At 41.9% G+C, this 14,775-nt stretch carries 14 protein-coding genes; 5 read left to right on the top strand and 9 right to left on the bottom strand.

Annotation, left to right across the window (positions count from 1 at the left end; genetic code table 11):
* Nucleotides 1-138: 138 nt before the first annotated feature.
* On the bottom strand, nt 139-408 hold the full coding sequence (gene rpsO, locus ABTP35_RS10780) for a 30S ribosomal protein S15 (protein WP_224837571.1): 270 nt from the start codon (nt 406-408) through the stop codon (nt 139-141).
* Between the two features lie 152 nt (nt 409-560).
* On the opposite strand from rpsO, the gene ABTP35_RS10785 reads away from it, so the two are divergent.
* A complete protein-coding gene (locus tag ABTP35_RS10785) occupies nt 561-1,436 on the top strand; it encodes a hypothetical protein (RefSeq protein ID WP_293296419.1) in 876 nt (291 codons plus the stop codon).
* Between the two features lie 47 nt (nt 1,437-1,483).
* Here the strand turns inward: ABTP35_RS10785 and accD are convergent, their stop codons facing one another.
* The 3 genes from accD to ABTP35_RS10800 are packed head-to-tail and all read right to left on the bottom strand — an operon-like array spanning nt 1,484 to nt 6,077.
* Nucleotides 1,484-2,344, bottom strand: a complete 861-nt coding sequence (gene accD / locus ABTP35_RS10790) for an acetyl-CoA carboxylase, carboxyltransferase subunit beta (RefSeq protein ID WP_224837573.1) — start codon at nt 2,342-2,344, stop codon at nt 1,484-1,486.
* Nucleotides 2,345-2,371: 27 nt separating this feature from the next.
* Nucleotides 2,372-3,439, bottom strand: coding sequence for a class II fructose-bisphosphate aldolase (gene fbaA / locus ABTP35_RS10795; RefSeq protein ID WP_293296417.1), 1,068 nt, complete (start codon nt 3,437-3,439; stop codon nt 2,372-2,374).
* A gap of 52 nt (nt 3,440-3,491) precedes the next feature.
* Entirely contained in the window at nt 3,492-6,077 is a 2,586-nt protein-coding gene (locus ABTP35_RS10800) for a BamA/TamA family outer membrane protein (RefSeq protein WP_293299066.1), read from the bottom strand.
* A 24-nt stretch (nt 6,078-6,101) separates the two neighbouring features.
* Between ABTP35_RS10800 and ABTP35_RS10805 the strand changes: the two genes are divergently transcribed.
* Nucleotides 6,102-6,821 carry an RNA methyltransferase gene (locus ABTP35_RS10805; RefSeq protein ID WP_293296415.1) on the top strand — a complete coding sequence of 240 codons (720 nt, stop codon included), beginning with the start codon at nt 6,102-6,104 and terminating at the stop codon, nt 6,819-6,821.
* A gap of 5 nt (nt 6,822-6,826) precedes the next feature.
* On the opposite strand, the gene ABTP35_RS10810 is transcribed toward ABTP35_RS10805, so the two are convergent.
* Together ABTP35_RS10810 and ubiE are read right to left on the bottom strand one after the other, a co-directional pair.
* Complete coding sequence (locus ABTP35_RS10810) at nt 6,827-7,525, bottom strand: porin family protein (protein WP_224837576.1); 699 nt, start codon at nt 7,523-7,525, stop codon at nt 6,827-6,829.
* A 4-nt stretch (nt 7,526-7,529) separates the two neighbouring features.
* Entirely contained in the window at nt 7,530-8,258 is a 729-nt protein-coding gene (gene ubiE / locus ABTP35_RS10815; RefSeq protein ID WP_252080346.1) for a bifunctional demethylmenaquinone methyltransferase/2-methoxy-6-polyprenyl-1,4-benzoquinol methylase UbiE, read from the bottom strand.
* 194 nt (nt 8,259-8,452) lie between these two features.
* Between ubiE and trkA the strand changes: the two genes are divergently transcribed.
* Both trkA and ABTP35_RS10825 read left to right on the top strand, forming a co-directional pair.
* A complete protein-coding gene (trkA, locus tag ABTP35_RS10820; RefSeq protein ID WP_293296413.1) occupies nt 8,453-9,802 on the top strand; it encodes a Trk system potassium transporter TrkA in 1,350 nt (449 codons plus the stop codon).
* Entirely contained in the window at nt 9,802-11,292 is a 1,491-nt protein-coding gene (locus tag ABTP35_RS10825; RefSeq protein WP_293296411.1) for a TrkH family potassium uptake protein, read from the top strand. The genes trkA and ABTP35_RS10825 overlap by 1 nt, the downstream gene beginning before the upstream one ends.
* Before the next feature lie 89 nt (nt 11,293-11,381).
* Here the strand turns inward: ABTP35_RS10825 and ABTP35_RS10830 are convergent, their stop codons facing one another.
* Complete coding sequence (locus ABTP35_RS10830; RefSeq protein ID WP_293296409.1) at nt 11,382-12,566, bottom strand: pyridoxal phosphate-dependent aminotransferase; 1,185 nt, start codon at nt 12,564-12,566, stop codon at nt 11,382-11,384.
* A gap of 13 nt (nt 12,567-12,579) precedes the next feature.
* Nucleotides 12,580-13,683 (bottom strand): acyl-CoA desaturase, encoded by a 1,104-nt coding sequence (locus tag ABTP35_RS10835; RefSeq protein ID WP_224837581.1) that lies wholly within the window; start codon nt 13,681-13,683, stop codon nt 12,580-12,582.
* 114 nt (nt 13,684-13,797) lie between these two features.
* On the opposite strand from ABTP35_RS10835, the gene rsmG reads away from it, so the two are divergent.
* Nucleotides 13,798-14,433 (top strand): 16S rRNA (guanine(527)-N(7))-methyltransferase RsmG, encoded by a 636-nt coding sequence (rsmG, locus tag ABTP35_RS10840; RefSeq protein WP_293296405.1) that lies wholly within the window; start codon nt 13,798-13,800, stop codon nt 14,431-14,433.
* Between the two features lies 1 nt (nt 14,434).
* Here the strand turns inward: rsmG and ABTP35_RS10845 are convergent, their stop codons facing one another.
* Nucleotides 14,435-14,557 (bottom strand): hypothetical protein, encoded by a 123-nt coding sequence (locus tag ABTP35_RS10845; protein WP_293296403.1) that lies wholly within the window; start codon nt 14,555-14,557, stop codon nt 14,435-14,437.
* Between the last annotated feature and the right edge of the window lie 218 nt (nt 14,558-14,775).

The following is a 14,775-nucleotide window of genomic DNA, read 5'->3' on the forward strand; positions in this document are numbered from 1 at the left end:
TGTTGTGTGTGCCTTTGGCACTTGACCAATGAAAAACTATTTGTAGCTTTTTGTGTTTGCCCGATTTCTCGGGACTTTTTGGTTGTTGAAATCGATTCAACAAAAACAAAGGGGAAGCCAATGCCTCCCCTTGTATTTTTATTTTCTAATACCTAGTTCCTTGATCAAGGTACGGTATTTTGCAATATCTTTTTTCTTTAGGTAATCCAAAAGACTACGTCTTTTACCTACCAATGCCACCAACGAACGTTCGGTGTTGAAATCCTTATGGTTCCTTTTAAGGTGACCTGTCAAATGGTTGATTCGGTGCGTGAACAATGCAATTTGTCCTTCCGTTGAACCTGTGTTGCTCTCTGAGCCGCCGTATTTTTTAAAAATCTCGGCTTTAACTTCTTTCGTTAAATACATTCCAATATTATTTAAATGATTTTTATGTATTGATTGACCTTCAATCAGCGTGCAAAGATAGGCTCTTTTTTTTAATCTACGAATTTTAACATAAAATTAAACCTTTTGCTGTCATTCAAGTCAAAGAGGCAAACCTATTAAATTCAAGTATTATGAGAAAGGAACTAAAAATGAAGTTTAAAGGAATTGCTCCCATCCTTCTGGGAAGTTTAATGTTGACCTATGTTTCGTGCAGTACAGAATCCTCGGTTGAAGAAGATCTAACCAGTACGGAAGTAATTTCCTCGACAGAGCTAAAATACAGTGATGAAACTGAAATGGTTTCAGAGGAGCTTATGGCCATTGCCGAAGATGTCTATACTGCAGATGAAATCGGAAGTACGTCAAAAATGAATTATGCTTCTGGTTATATGCCAGATTGTGTTGTAGTATCCGTAGTTCTAACGCAGAATACAAAAGAAGTCGTCCTGGATTTTGGCGAAGGATGCGAACTATCTACCGGAAATACTGTTAGTGGAACGGTTTATTTAAGTTACTCTTTGGACTTGGAGGCCGCGTCCAATACCATTGAGATGACTTTGGACGGTTTTACTTTCAATGAAGTGGCAATCGATGGGGAGGCGCAAATTCTTAGGGTAAGAAGTAATGAAAATGGAAATCCACAAGGCACCTCGAACGGATTTTTTGAAGCAACTTGGCCTAGCGGGGAAACAGCTTCGTTTACCGGGACCAGAACTCGGGAGTGGATAGAGGGGTATGGCTCCGGTTTTTGGGGTGACAATGTTTTTTTGATTACTGGAAAGCGAACTTATATCGGTAGAGAAGGAAACGAGTTTGTGAAGGAAGTTACCACGCCATTGAGAAGAGAGTTGTCGTGTCGATTTATTGTGAGCGGAGTATTGGAAATATCCCGACTTGGCAATTCGGTAAGTTTGGATTTTGGGGATGGCAGTTGTGATGCCAAGGGAACTCTAACATATTCTGATGGTGCGGAAGAGGAAGTGGTCTTGCGCCGATTTAGAAATTGATGGAGTGATATATTATAAAGAAAAAGCCCCGATAATCGGGGCTTTTTTTAATTTCTTATGGGTTGATTGGTGATCAAATCAATGTATAAGTTGATTTTTTTCTTTAAATCCCTTCGATGGGTAATGAAATCCAAGAAACCATGTTCTTTCAGGAATTCGGAGGTTTGGAACCCTTCGGGAAGGTCTTTCCCCGTAGTATCCTTGACCACTCGAGGTCCTGCAAACCCGATCAGTGCTCCTGGCTCTGCAATATTTATATCGCCCAACATGGCATAGGAAGCTGTTGTACCACCCGTTGTAGGGTCTGTACATAACGATATGTAAGGTATTTTAGCTTCGGCCAATTGGGCCAATTTTGCCGATGTCTTTGCTAATTGCATCAAGGATAGGGCTGCTTCCATCATACGTGCCCCTCCAGATTTGGAAATCATCACAAATGGGATTTTTTTCCTTTTGGCGACATCGATGGCACGCGATATTTTTTCACCAACAACACTGCCCATGGAGCCTCCAATAAAACTAAAATCCATACAGGCCACAACGATGTCCTTTCCTTGCGATTTTCCAACCGCAGTTCTAACGGCATCTTTTAAGCCTGTTTTGCTTTGGGCTGCTTTAAGCCTGTCGGAGTATTTTTTGGTATCCACAAACTTTAAGGGGTCTTTGGAGGTCATTTTTGTGTCGAGCTCACTGAACTTGTTGTCATCAAAAAGTATTTCAAAGTACTCCTTGCTTCCTATCCTCACGTGATAGTCATCTTCCGGACTTACGTAAAAGTTTTTGGCAAGATCTTCTGCTTCTACGATCTTTCCGGTAGGGGATTTGTACCAAAGCCCTTTGGGAGTGTCTTTTTTCTCCTCGGTGGCTGTTTGTATTCCTTTTTCCTTTCTTTTAAACCAAGACGACATGGAATCAATATTTAGTTAAACTAAGGTTTATAAGGTGTTAATGTTGTTTAGGTCTTCGAAGGCCTTTTTTAAGCGTTCGCTAAAGGTTTTTTCTCCTTCTCTGAGCCAAACTCGAGGGTCGTAGTACTTTTTGTTGGGTTGGTCGTCACCGTCCGGATTTCCGATCTGGGCCTGAAGGTATGCCGATTTACCTTGTATGTAATCCCTTACCCCTTCCAAGAAAGCATATTGTAAATCGGTGTCGATGTTCATTTTAATAACACCGTAACCAATAGCTTCCCTGATTTCTTCAACTGTTGAACCGGAACCTCCGTGGAATACAAAATCGATATGGTTGTGCTCTACGCCATATTTTTCTGTGATGAATTCTTGGGAGTTCTTAAGGATTTTAGGTGTCAATTTTACGTTTCCGGGCTTGTATACACCGTGTACGTTCCCAAAAGCAGCTGCAATGGTAAATCTTGGGCTTACTTTGGAAAGTTCTTCATAGGCATAGGCTACTTCCTCTGGCTGTGTGTACAATTTAGAGTCGTCCACATCGGTATTGTCAACACCATCTTCTTCACCCCCGGTAATGCCCAATTCTATCTCCAAGGTCATGTCCATTTTGCTCATTCGCTCCAAATATCCTTTACAGATTTCGATGTTTTCCTCGATGGGTTCTTCGGAAAGGTCGATCATGTGCGAACTGAACAAAGATTTTCCTGTTTCTTTATAATGTGCTTCGCTGGCATCCAAAAGGCCATCTATCCAAGGCAACAATTTTTTGGCACAGTGGTCTGTATGCAGAATCACGGTTGCACCGTAGGCCTCTGCCAATTGATGAACGTGTTTTGCTCCCGCCACCGCTCCAAGAATGGCTGCTTTTTGACCTTCGTTGGAAAGTCCTTTGCCTGCGTTGAACTGGGCGCCTCCGTTTGAGAATTGAATGATTACGGGTGAGTTCAACGCTGCTGCAGTTTCCATAACGGCATTGATGCTATCCGATCCGATTACATTGACCGCTGGTAGGGCATATCCATTTTCTTTGGCGTGATCGAATATTGCTTGAACTTCGTCACCGGTAGCAACACCGGGCTTAATATTGTGGGACATATTATTAGTGGTTTCGAGTTAAATAGGAAACAAAAGTAATAAATTATTTGCTCTAGAAAGGATAATTGATTCCGATGTTGAAGACGGCTCTTTTAAAGTTATAACCATCGAACCAGCGATCGGATCCAACTTTGGCGGGATTGTAGGTCTTAAAACCTACATCCAGCCTAAATACGAAGTAGGTGAAATCGTAACGAAGCCCGAGACCAGTTCCCAGGGCCAAGTCGCCCAATGATGAAAAACCATTGAATGTGGCATCGGGGTTGGTTTCGTTATCGAAAACATTCCATATGTTCCCTGCATCTGCAAAAAGAGCGCCTTTTACGTCGCCGGCGATCGGGAATCTATATTCCAGGTTAAATGCCAACTTGAGATTGGCCTCGTTGAAGTCGTTGATGTTGTCGGTTTTTCCCGGGCCCAGTTCGTAAGCGTTCCAAGCCCTATTGTCGTTGGAACCTCCTGCAAAATAACTGCGAACAAAGGGCACGTTGTCCGAATTACCGTAGGGAATGGCCAGTCCTGTAAAACTTCTGAACGCGATTACCTGGGATTCTCCAATTTTCCAGTGTCGTATATAATCGAACTCGGTTTTGGCATATTGTGAAAAGGGTACCCCGAAAACTAGGCTCTGACCCTCTTCGTTTTTATTAAAAGGGATTACGTTGGTGAGCATGGACAGCATACCACCGGCACTCTCCAATTTGATTCGGTATTGATAAAAGTCAAGGTCGTTTATTCCGGATTTACTGTTTTTGGTATGTGTAAAATTGGAAGCGAAAATGAGGTTGTTCTCTGTTAATCTCCTTCTTCTTTCCTCTATACTGTTTACGGTTTGAAAATCATCTTCGGTTACGGTAAGTGTCCCATTCAATACATCTTGGGCAAAATTATTGGCACCCGTGGGGATATCAAGTCGTGGTTCATCTCCTTCATTTTCCACTGCACTAAAATATTCGGCATATTGGGGGTCGTCCTGAAAATCATCCGCGATATCGTCCAAATTGGAAAAAGTGTTTCGGTACACATTATAGAAGTTGTCTGTGTTAACGTTGCGTACAAATTCGACATTCAGCAGTTCGATGTTGTTTTTAAGACGATCGGACGGGGACCAATTATAGGATAAAATGGAATTTAGGGATTGTTTGTCCAGGCCAATGTTCCGCTGGAAGTTGGTACCTACCGATAAACGACTTTGCGGCAGCATATAATAGGGTATGATCTTTTCGGTGTTCAACGGGAACCAAATACGGGGAAATGTTATGTTGATGTCCCCGCCAAGTTCAGAAGTAAAGGTTTCGTTGGATAGGGAGGCATCACTTAGCAGGCCTATGGATCCTCTTGCAGAAACGTTCAATGTTTCGGCACCCCCAAAAACATTTCGGGTAATTACCGAAGCACTAAAAGCGGTTCCTACTTGTTGGATGTTGGAGTGGGTTACATCAAAATTTAGGTTGAGCGAATATTTTGGTTTGGCAGCAAGGTATATGTTGGATTCCAGTTGTGTTTGAGTGGAATCTGGTATAAACTCAATATTGGGATATTTAAAGGTATTGAGGTTGGTGATCTGGCGATAGGTCCTTATCCTGTCGAGATCACGATACACACTGTCTTTTTTAAAGAATATGGCATCGGTAAGCGCTTTTGGCTTGTACCTGAGCTTTCCGCTATAGTAAATATTATAGTTTTCGTAGGCCAGGCTTTTAAGGGTGTCGGTGGTGCCGTTTATGTCATAGTCTGCATAAATGTTTATTTTTTTATGTCGCGCCACTTTGTAGGGAGTGCCCGCATCAGTGCTGTCCGAGGAGCTTCTAAATTTATTGATGTTGAGCAGCACGTCCATTAGTTGGTCATCTGCAGTAACAGTGGTATCCCTTAAAACATCGTAGTTAATGGAACTTTCCTGAAAATTATATACCCCCGAATTACGAAAAAGAGTGGTAAGCCGTTCCCGTTCCAATGTAAATTTGTCCAGATCAAATTGTTCTCCTGGTTTGATCAAACTTTTGTTGGCGGTCTTTAGGTAGATGGAATCCAGTTCCGGTGAAGTAATATTTTTTTGGACCGTATCTACGATGTAGGGTTTGTTCAATGTTATGTGGTACGATATCGAAGCTTTCTTGTTTTTTATATCGACTATTTCATAATTCCCCTCGTTGTTAAAATACCCTTTACTGTTGTAAAATGCTTTAAGTCTCCTAATGGACTTGTTGGTTTCCGCTGTATCGATAATTACCGGAGGTTCGCCAATTCTTTTTAGGAATTCACTGGCTCCAGAGACCATAAAAGATTCGCGTAATCGATTTACCTGTTTCTCGGAAAGTAGTTTGTTTAGGCGTTTCTCCCTTTTTTCTTTTCGGTTAAGCCAATCCTGGAAAGAAGAGTCTGGATTTTCCTTTGCCAGATTATAGAGATTCAATTTTAAAGGGTAGCCCAGTACGCTGCTGTTGGGTTTCTGGGAAATTAGGCCCTTTATTTCACTGTTGTTTACTTTTTCATCATCAACAAAAATGGAGTTTTTGGTGAGCAATAATTCATCCTCCCCAACTTTTTTTAAGGTATTGCAACCCGAAATGCATAGCAAAAGAAACAATAATCCTATTTTTGCCCAGTTGCAGATTAGACCTAAAGAACCCCTCATAGACGCCAAAAATACACGATTTAGATGGTTACAAAAAACCAAATTAAACTAGTTGTTAGCTTAAAGCAAAAAAAGTACCGATCTCAACATGGACTCTTTGTTGTTGAAGGGGAGAAAGTTGTAAATGAGTTGCTGGAAGCGGGAATACGGCCGTTCAAAATTTTTGTGGACAAAGCCGATCAGATCCAAAAATTCGGGGATGCGGAATTGGTATCCAAAAGGGATTTAAAGCAAATGAGCAGTTTGGTACATCCCAATGGTGTACTCGGTGTTTTTTATATGATTGAATTTGGAACTGATGACCTGCAAGATTGGGTAGTGGTTTTGGATGCTGTTCGTGACCCGGGCAATTTGGGTACCATTATCCGGTTGTGCGATTGGTTTGGAATACAACAATTGGTTTGTTCCAAGGATACGGTGGATTGCTATAATCCCAAGGTTTTGCAAGCGACTATGGGATCGGTTGCCAGGGTAAATGTTGTCTACACAGATTTGATCGGTTATTTTAAAAATACATCACTCCCTATTTATGGGGCTTTTATGGACGGCGCCTCTGTTTATGGGCTTGATCTTCCACAAAAAGGAATATTGGTAATGGGCAACGAAGCCAATGGCATTTCCGATGAAGTGAATGAGTATATTACTTCTAAAATAGCCATTCCTCAATTTGGAGCTGCCAGTACCGAAAGCTTAAATGTTGCCACGGCAACAGGTATCTTGCTAAACGAAATTAGAAGGCGATAAATGGTTTACTCGAAAGTAAAATTGATGAAAATCCCTCGGGTGCGCATGGCATTTATATTTCCTGTCCATGGGCTGTTCGGGTCATTGTCCGGTACCAATTCGTCGGTCAGGGCAAAAACTCCTCTGATGGATGGAGTGAACTTAAAATATTCTGTATAAAAATCGATGCCGAAGCCAACTTCGTACCCGTAAACATTTTGTTTCATCCGAAACTGACCGGTGCTGTTGTCGTCCAAACTATCTTCGTTGCTCCCCAGGTTGATGGATGTGTACACGCCTCCAACAATAAAAGGCCTCCAATTGCCAATTCTACGTGTGCTGGCTTTTAACAGAAAGGGAAAGCGAATATAGGTCGAGCGCACTTCGCGAATTGCTTCTGCTTGCGTGGAAAATCCGGGAAACCCTAGTGTTCTTGAAGTGTAGAGCAAACCTGGCTCAAAACGGGCATCAAGAAACTCGTTTATCCTCAGCTCGCCGATCAAACCTACATTAAACCCTAAAGTTTTATCGACCAATATGTCCCGGCCAACATCCTCTTTGTACTCAAATTGAAAATCGTACTGATTAAAACCAAGGTAGTAGCCCCAGTTCAAAAATTTCTTATCCTCGTTCTGAAGGTTCAAGATAGGGTCGCCACCAAATTGGGCAACAACATTGGTACCGGACAAAACTATCAGTCCAAAAAGGATAAGGAGATTTTTCATTAATCTATTTTGATGCGACATAAATGGATGCTACACCCATGGTCTGTGGTTTGTTCTCTACTCCTATAAACCCGATTTTTCTCAAAATATTGTTGAAAGCCTCGCCATGTGGAAAAACTGATGCCGATTCACTCAAATATTTATAGGCGGACCTGTCTTTGGAGAACAGTTTTCCTATGGTGGGCAATATGTATTTCGTATACGCCCTGTATCCCTGTTTGAAAGGGGTTTTGGTGGGTACGGAGGTCTCCAGGACCAAAAAATGTCCTTGTGGTTTCAAAACGCGATAAATTTCTTGTAGACCCTTCTCCAGATTTTCAAAATTCCGAACCCCGAATGCAACCGTGATGGCGTCAAAGGAGTTATCCTCAAAAGGAAGGTTCTCGCTGTCGCCCACCACCATTTCAATGGTGGATTGTAGATTTTTGTTGACCACTTTATGCTTTCCTACTTCCAACATGCCCGGAGAAAGATCAAGTCCCACGATTTTTTCCGCTCCGGTTTGCGTCATGGCAATGGCGAGATCGCCTGTTCCCGTAGCAATGTCCAAAATGGAATTTGGGGATTTGTCTTTAAGGTAGGCCACGATTCGTTTCCGCCACTTTATGTCCGTTCCAAAAGAAATTACTCGGTTAAGGCCGTCGTAATTTTTGGAAATGGTATCGAACATTTGCTTTACCTGTTCTTTTTTTCCAAGTTCGGATTCTTTGTATGGGGTAACCTTTTTAGACATTGCGTTAATTTGCTCGCAAATATACAACTTAGCATAAGGGATGCGGACAAAAATATTTGTGTAATTTTGCCCACAAAAAGGAATCATATACCGTATTTGGTTGTAAATATGTAATTTACGTATCGCATGCCATTCCTTGTGTTGTTTGTTACGGTCAAATAGAGTTTATTTAAGAACACATCCTATTTTAATTAATGAGAATCATTATTGCAGGTGCTGGTGAAGTGGGGTTTCATTTGGCAAAATTACTGTCCTATGAAGCGCAGGAGATTACCTTGATCGATACCGATAAAGAAAGATTGTCCTATGCAGATAATCATTTGGACATTAGAGTGCTCAGAGGAGATGCAACTTCCATCCAAGTGTTACAAGATGCACAAGTGGATGGGTCGGATCTGGTGATCGGGGTAACAGCTTCCGAAACTACCAATTTAACCCTTTGTGTTTTGGCAAAACAGTTGGGGTGCAAACGCACCATTGCCAGAATTTCGAATACGGAATTTATGGATAACCGCGAGTTGGTCAAGTTTGAGGAGTTGGGTATCGATGAATTGATTTCTCCGGAACGCTTGGCGGCTACGGAAATACAGTTAATGTTAAATCAATCCGCATTCAACGATACGTATCAATTTGAAGAAGGCCTATTGACCATGTTCGGCGTTATTTTGCCCAAGAACGCACCATTTGTGGGTAAAATGGTCAAAGAAGCGGCGCGAATCTTTCCCGAACTCAACTTTATGCCCATAGCTTTACAGCGTACGGGAACTCAATTTACTTTGATTCCCAGAGGGGATACGGTTTTTAAAGAAGGCGATCAAGTATATTTTATTACCTCGGACAAAGGGGTAGAGGAGTTGTACAAGTTGTCCGGAATGCAAAAGCAGGATATTAAGAATGTAATGATACTCGGCGGGAGCAAGGTAGGATACAAAACGGCAAGGGACCTTTGTTCGAATAAGTTCAACGTAAAACTTATAGAAAAGAATAAGGAAAAAGCCTTCGATATTGCGGATGATCTGCCCCACGCACTTGTAATAAATGGGGATGGTAGAAATGTGGAGCTGTTGGAAGAAGAGAATTTGGAATCCATGGATGCCTTTATAGCCGTAACCGGTAATTCCGAAACCAATATAATGTCCTGTTTAGTGGCGAAGAATAAAAAAATAAAGAAGACCATCGCACTAGTGGAAAACATGGATTATTTCCAATTGTCCCAATCCATTGGAGTGGATACGCTCATTAATAAAAAACTGTTGGCCGCCAATAGCATTTTTAGGTACGTCCGTAAGGGAGAGGTGTTGGCCTTGACCCGATTGAACAACTTGAACGCAGAAATTTTGGAGTTCGAAGTAAAGGCCACCTCCCTGGTAAACGGAGAAATAATACGGGAACTTAATTTTCCGAGGGAAGCAAGTATTGGTGGTGTGATCCGTAACGGGGAAGGAATTATTGCTCTTGGTGATTTTAGGATAGCCGAAGGTGATAAGGTAGTGGTGTGCTGTTTGCCCAAGGCCATACCGCGCATAGAAAAGTTGTTTCTATAATGAAGCTCAATACAAGAATCATAATCCATATAATGGGGCTATTGTTGCTGTGCAATGGCTCTTTTATGCTTTTGGCCGCTTTGGCCAGTGGCATTTATAAAGATGGTGTGACCATGGATATTATGCTGGCCGCAATTGTGACCATGCTTTTTGGAATGATGGCCATGTTCTACACCCGGGGACATAAAAAGGAAGTGAAACGCAAAGAAGGCTACATCGTAGTAACCTTTGGATGGGTCGTAATGTCCCTATCGGGCATGTTGCCCTATCTTTTTTCCGGCTCCATACCATCCATAACCGATGCATTTTTCGAAACCATGTCCGGTTACACGACTACCGGCGCTTCAATTTTGGACGATATCGAGGCGCTTCCCGAAGGAATTCTCCTTTGGAGAAGTCTTACCCATTGGATCGGGGGAATGGGAATTATTGTATTGGCCATAGCCATATTGCCGCTGTTGGGAATTGGGGGCATGCAGTTGTTTGCGGCAGAGGCACCGGGACCGGGAGGGGATAAACTTCACCCAAGGATCACGGATACCGCTAAGAGGTTATGGTTGATCTATGTAGGGTACACTGTACTGGAAACATTCTTGCTGAAATTTGCGGGCATGTCATTTTTCGATGCCATAAACCACTCATTGGCCACTATGTCCACAGGTGGGTTCTCCACCAAAAATGCCAGCGTTGCCTTTTGGAACGATCAACCACTCATTCAATACATTATCGCATTGTTCATGTTTTTGGCAGGTAGTAATTTTGTACTCAGTTACTTTGCCTTGACCGGTAAGGTGCAACGTATCCTCAAGGACGAAGAGTTTAAATATTATCTCGGATTCATTGTTGTGTTCACCATAATCGCCGCATTGGGCGTGTATTTTAGGGCGGATGTTCCTATTTCCGATTTTCATCCCATGGTTTTGGGCAAGGTGGAAAGTACCGTTCGCCACACCTTATTTCAAGTAATCGCGGTGATTACCACAACAGGGTTTGTTACGGCGGATTTTACATCATGGACTCCATTTTTAACTGTTTTCTTTTTTGGATTGATGTTTCTTGGAGGCTCCGCAGGTTCCACTGCTGGTGGAATCAAGGTAATGCGTCACCTTTTGATTATAAAAAACGGTATTCTGGAATTTAAGCGAACCTTGCATCCCAACGCGTTGATACCGGTACGATACAACCAGAAGACCGTAACAGAACACATTGTCTATAATGTAATCGCCTTTTTTGTGCTGTACATGCTCCTATTCATAATCGGTTCTTTAGTGCTGGGTTTCTTGGGGTTGGATTTTATTTCTGCAGTTGGCGGTTCAGCCTCTTCTTTGGGAAATGTAGGCCCAGCTTTGGGCAGTTTAAACCCCGTGAGCAATTATAATGGCCTTCCTGCGGCAGGAAAATGGTGGTGCGCTTTTTTGATGCTTTTGGGGCGATTGGAACTGTTTACCGTACTCATTGTACTTACCCCATATTTTTGGAGAAAGACTTAATTAAAAAACCTCCCGGAGTTTATTTCGGGAGGTTTTTTAAAATGGACGGCGAAATGCGGAATCAAAGTTCAGCAAAGCTACCCCATGTTTTACAGCACAGCCTTTATACGGGCAATCGCTTCTTTTAGTTCTTTTTCGGATGCCGCGTAAGAAATTCGGATACAATTCGGGTTTCCGAAAGCCTCACCTGTTACCGTGGCCACATTGGCATGCTCCAATAAATACAAGGAGAAATCGGAAGCATTGTTAATGGCAACACCGTTCAAGGTTTTGCCAAAGAAAGCGGATATGTCCGGAAACACATAAAATGCGCCTTCGGGCACGTTGAGGTTAAAACCTTCTATTTCCCCTAAAAATTCTAAAACAAGATCCCTTCTTTCGTGGAACTTGTCGATCATATATTGGATTTTGCTCACTGGAGCTTCCAATGCGGTGATCACAGCTCGTTGAGCAATGGCGTTGGCACCACTGGTCACCTGCCCTTGTAATTTGGTACATCCTTTGGCAATCCATTCCGGTGCGCCAATGTAACCAATTCGCCAGCCCGTCATGGCAAACGCCTTGGATACCCCGTTCACGGTAATGGTTCTGTCGTACATTCCATCGATACTGGCAATGCTCACATGGCCACCCGCAAAATTGATATGTTCGTAAATTTCATCCGATACAACATAAATATCTGGGTGCTTTTTCAGCACTTCCGCCAGGCCTTTCAATTCGCTTTTACTGTATACCGAACCACTTGGGTTGCAGGGAGAACTAAACCAGATCATTTTGGTTTTAGGTGTTATGGCAGCTTCCAATTGAGCCGGGGTCATCTTAAAATCGGTATCGATTTGTGTGAGAACTTCCACAGGTACTCCTTCGGCCAACTTTACAATATCACTGTAGCTTACCCAGTATGGAGCGGGCAGGATTACTTCGTCACCCGGATTTAAAACTACCATCGCAACATTGAACAAGGATTGTTTTGCGCCTGTGGAGACCACAATTTGATTCAATCCATAGTCAAGGTCATTATCTCTTTTAAATTTGTTGGAGATAGCGGTCTTTAGTTCGGCATATCCATCAACAGGGGTGTAACTGCTATAGTTTTCGTCGATGGCGTTTTTTGCGGCATCTTTTATAAAATCGGGAATATTAAAGTCCGGCTCGCCCAAACTCAATCCGATAATATCCTTTCCTTCACTTCTTAATTCTCTGGCTTTGGCTGCCATGGCCAATGTTGCTGACGTGGACATATTCTTGATCCTGTCAGATAGATGGTTGCTCATTTGTACTTCTTTTTTACTGATATTGAAGGGTAGGTTTTTTGCCTAGCTCCTTAAGGTGTTTGAAGTGTGAAATTATAGCTTTTCTGGTAGTTTTGTACTCGTGATACGGTAAATTGAACTCCTGAGCCGTCTGTTTCACAATTTTGGAAATATTTGTGTAATGTATATGGCTGATGTTGGGAAAGATGTGGTGTTCCACTTGGTGGTTCAATCCTCCTGTAAACCAGTTGACTATTCTATTTTTGGTGCCGAAGTTCACGGTTGTGAACAATTGATGGATGGCCCAGGTGTTTTTCATGTTTCCTTCATTGTCCGGTAACGGTGTATCGGCATGGTCCACAATATGGGCCAATTGGAATACCACGCTAAGTATTACTCCAGCTACGTAGTGCATAATAAAAAAGCCTAGCAATACCTGCCACCAAGCAATATCAACAAAAATCAATGGAAGTATGATCCAGATGGTCAAGTAGATTATTTTGGTGATCACCAAAGTGCTCCAATTGATTACCGGATTGGGTAATTTACCATAGCTCAATTTTCTCTTCATGTAACGGTACATTTGTTGAAAATCCGTGGTTATTGCCCAATTGAATGTCAATAATCCGTAAAGGAAAATAGAGTAATAGTGTTGGAATTTGTGGTGCTTTCTCCACTCTGCATGCTTGGAGAACCTTAAGATCCTGCCTGCTTCCATATCTTCGTCGTGCTCATGGATGTTGGTGTATGTGTGGTGCAGAACATTGTGTTGTACTTGCCAGTTGTATACATTTCCGGCCAAAATGTAAATGCTACTTCCCATGAGTTTGTTTACCCATTTTTTATTGGAATAGGCACCGTGGTTTCCATCGTGCATCACATTCATCCCAACGCCGGCCATCCCAACTCCCATGGTTATGGAGAGCAATAGGTAGCCCCAAAAAGGCAGGTCCAGGGTCAACATTAAAAAATAAGGGGTCAAAAAGATGGCGAACATCACTATGGTTTTCAAGTGAAGTTTCCAGTTCCCGGTTTTCTTGAGGTTGTTTTCTTTAAAGTATTCGTTCACTCTCTTGTTCAGTGTCCTGAAAAATTGTGCGGAATCCTTTCGTGAAAACCGGATGGTATTCTTATCCATAAAAAAAGTTTTTTACAAATGTAATTAAAATGCTTCTTTCGAGCTTACACTGTTGTGTTAGAACGGTGTTAAGCACGTTAAAAGTATTAAATTTGTAAAATTAACGTTTGGAGAATGAATTCGGGACTTATATTCAAATATTTTACGACGCTCAACGATGAGCAAAAAGAGCAATTTGCCAAGTTGGAAGAGCTCTACCATGATTGGAACCAAAAAATAAATGTGGTTTCCAGAAAGGATATCGATGAGCTGTACCTGAGGCATGTGCTTCATTCTCTTGGAATCGCAAAGATTCAGGTATTTAATGAGGGGGCCAGTGTTTTGGATGTAGGTACAGGCGGTGGATTTCCGGGAATTCCTTTGGCGATATTATTCCCGAACGTGAAATTTACCCTTGTTGATGCCATTGGCAAAAAAATAAAAGTGGTAAACGAGGTGGTAGAAGGACTCGGGCTTCAGAATGTACAAACGCACCATTCCCGTGTGGAGGATATCCCCGGGCAGTTCGATTTTATTGTGAGTCGTGCAGTGGCCGCAATGCCCACCTTTGTTCATTGGACCAAGGGGAAAATCAAAAAAGATTCCGCTCATCAACGTAAAAATGGTATTCTTTACCTTAAGGGCGGAGATCTCTCTGATGAACTGAAAGGTTATGAGACCGTTCAGGTCTTTGATTTAAACGAGTATTTTGAAGAGCAGTTTTTTGAGACCAAAAAGGTAGTGTACCTGCCTCAAAAATTTAAAGGCTAGTTTAGATACTGTACATTCTCTTATATACCAATCTGCATTTTCTGGCGTAATTCTTGGCGTAGAGCCACAATTGCTGATATTTTATTGCCATCAATCTCGTCCATGCATTAATTCTATCTATCATAACTAATTGATTTATGTCATACAAATATAGTTGTATTACGTTTAATTTACAATTAGTTAACGTAAAATTTACATTGAAATTGTGTTTTGATGCTTTGTGCTATTTTGTTTATGTGTGTAAATCACATTAAATGAATGTGTTGAGGTGTTGAAAATATCTTTGTGATTACTGTTTGGATTTGTTAATAGAGGTTAACGGAATTTCGGTTAACAATCAAT

The organism is Flagellimonas alginilytica (assembly GCF_042134605.1).
Lineage (GTDB): Bacteria > Bacteroidota > Bacteroidia > Flavobacteriales > Flavobacteriaceae > Flagellimonas > Flagellimonas alginolytica.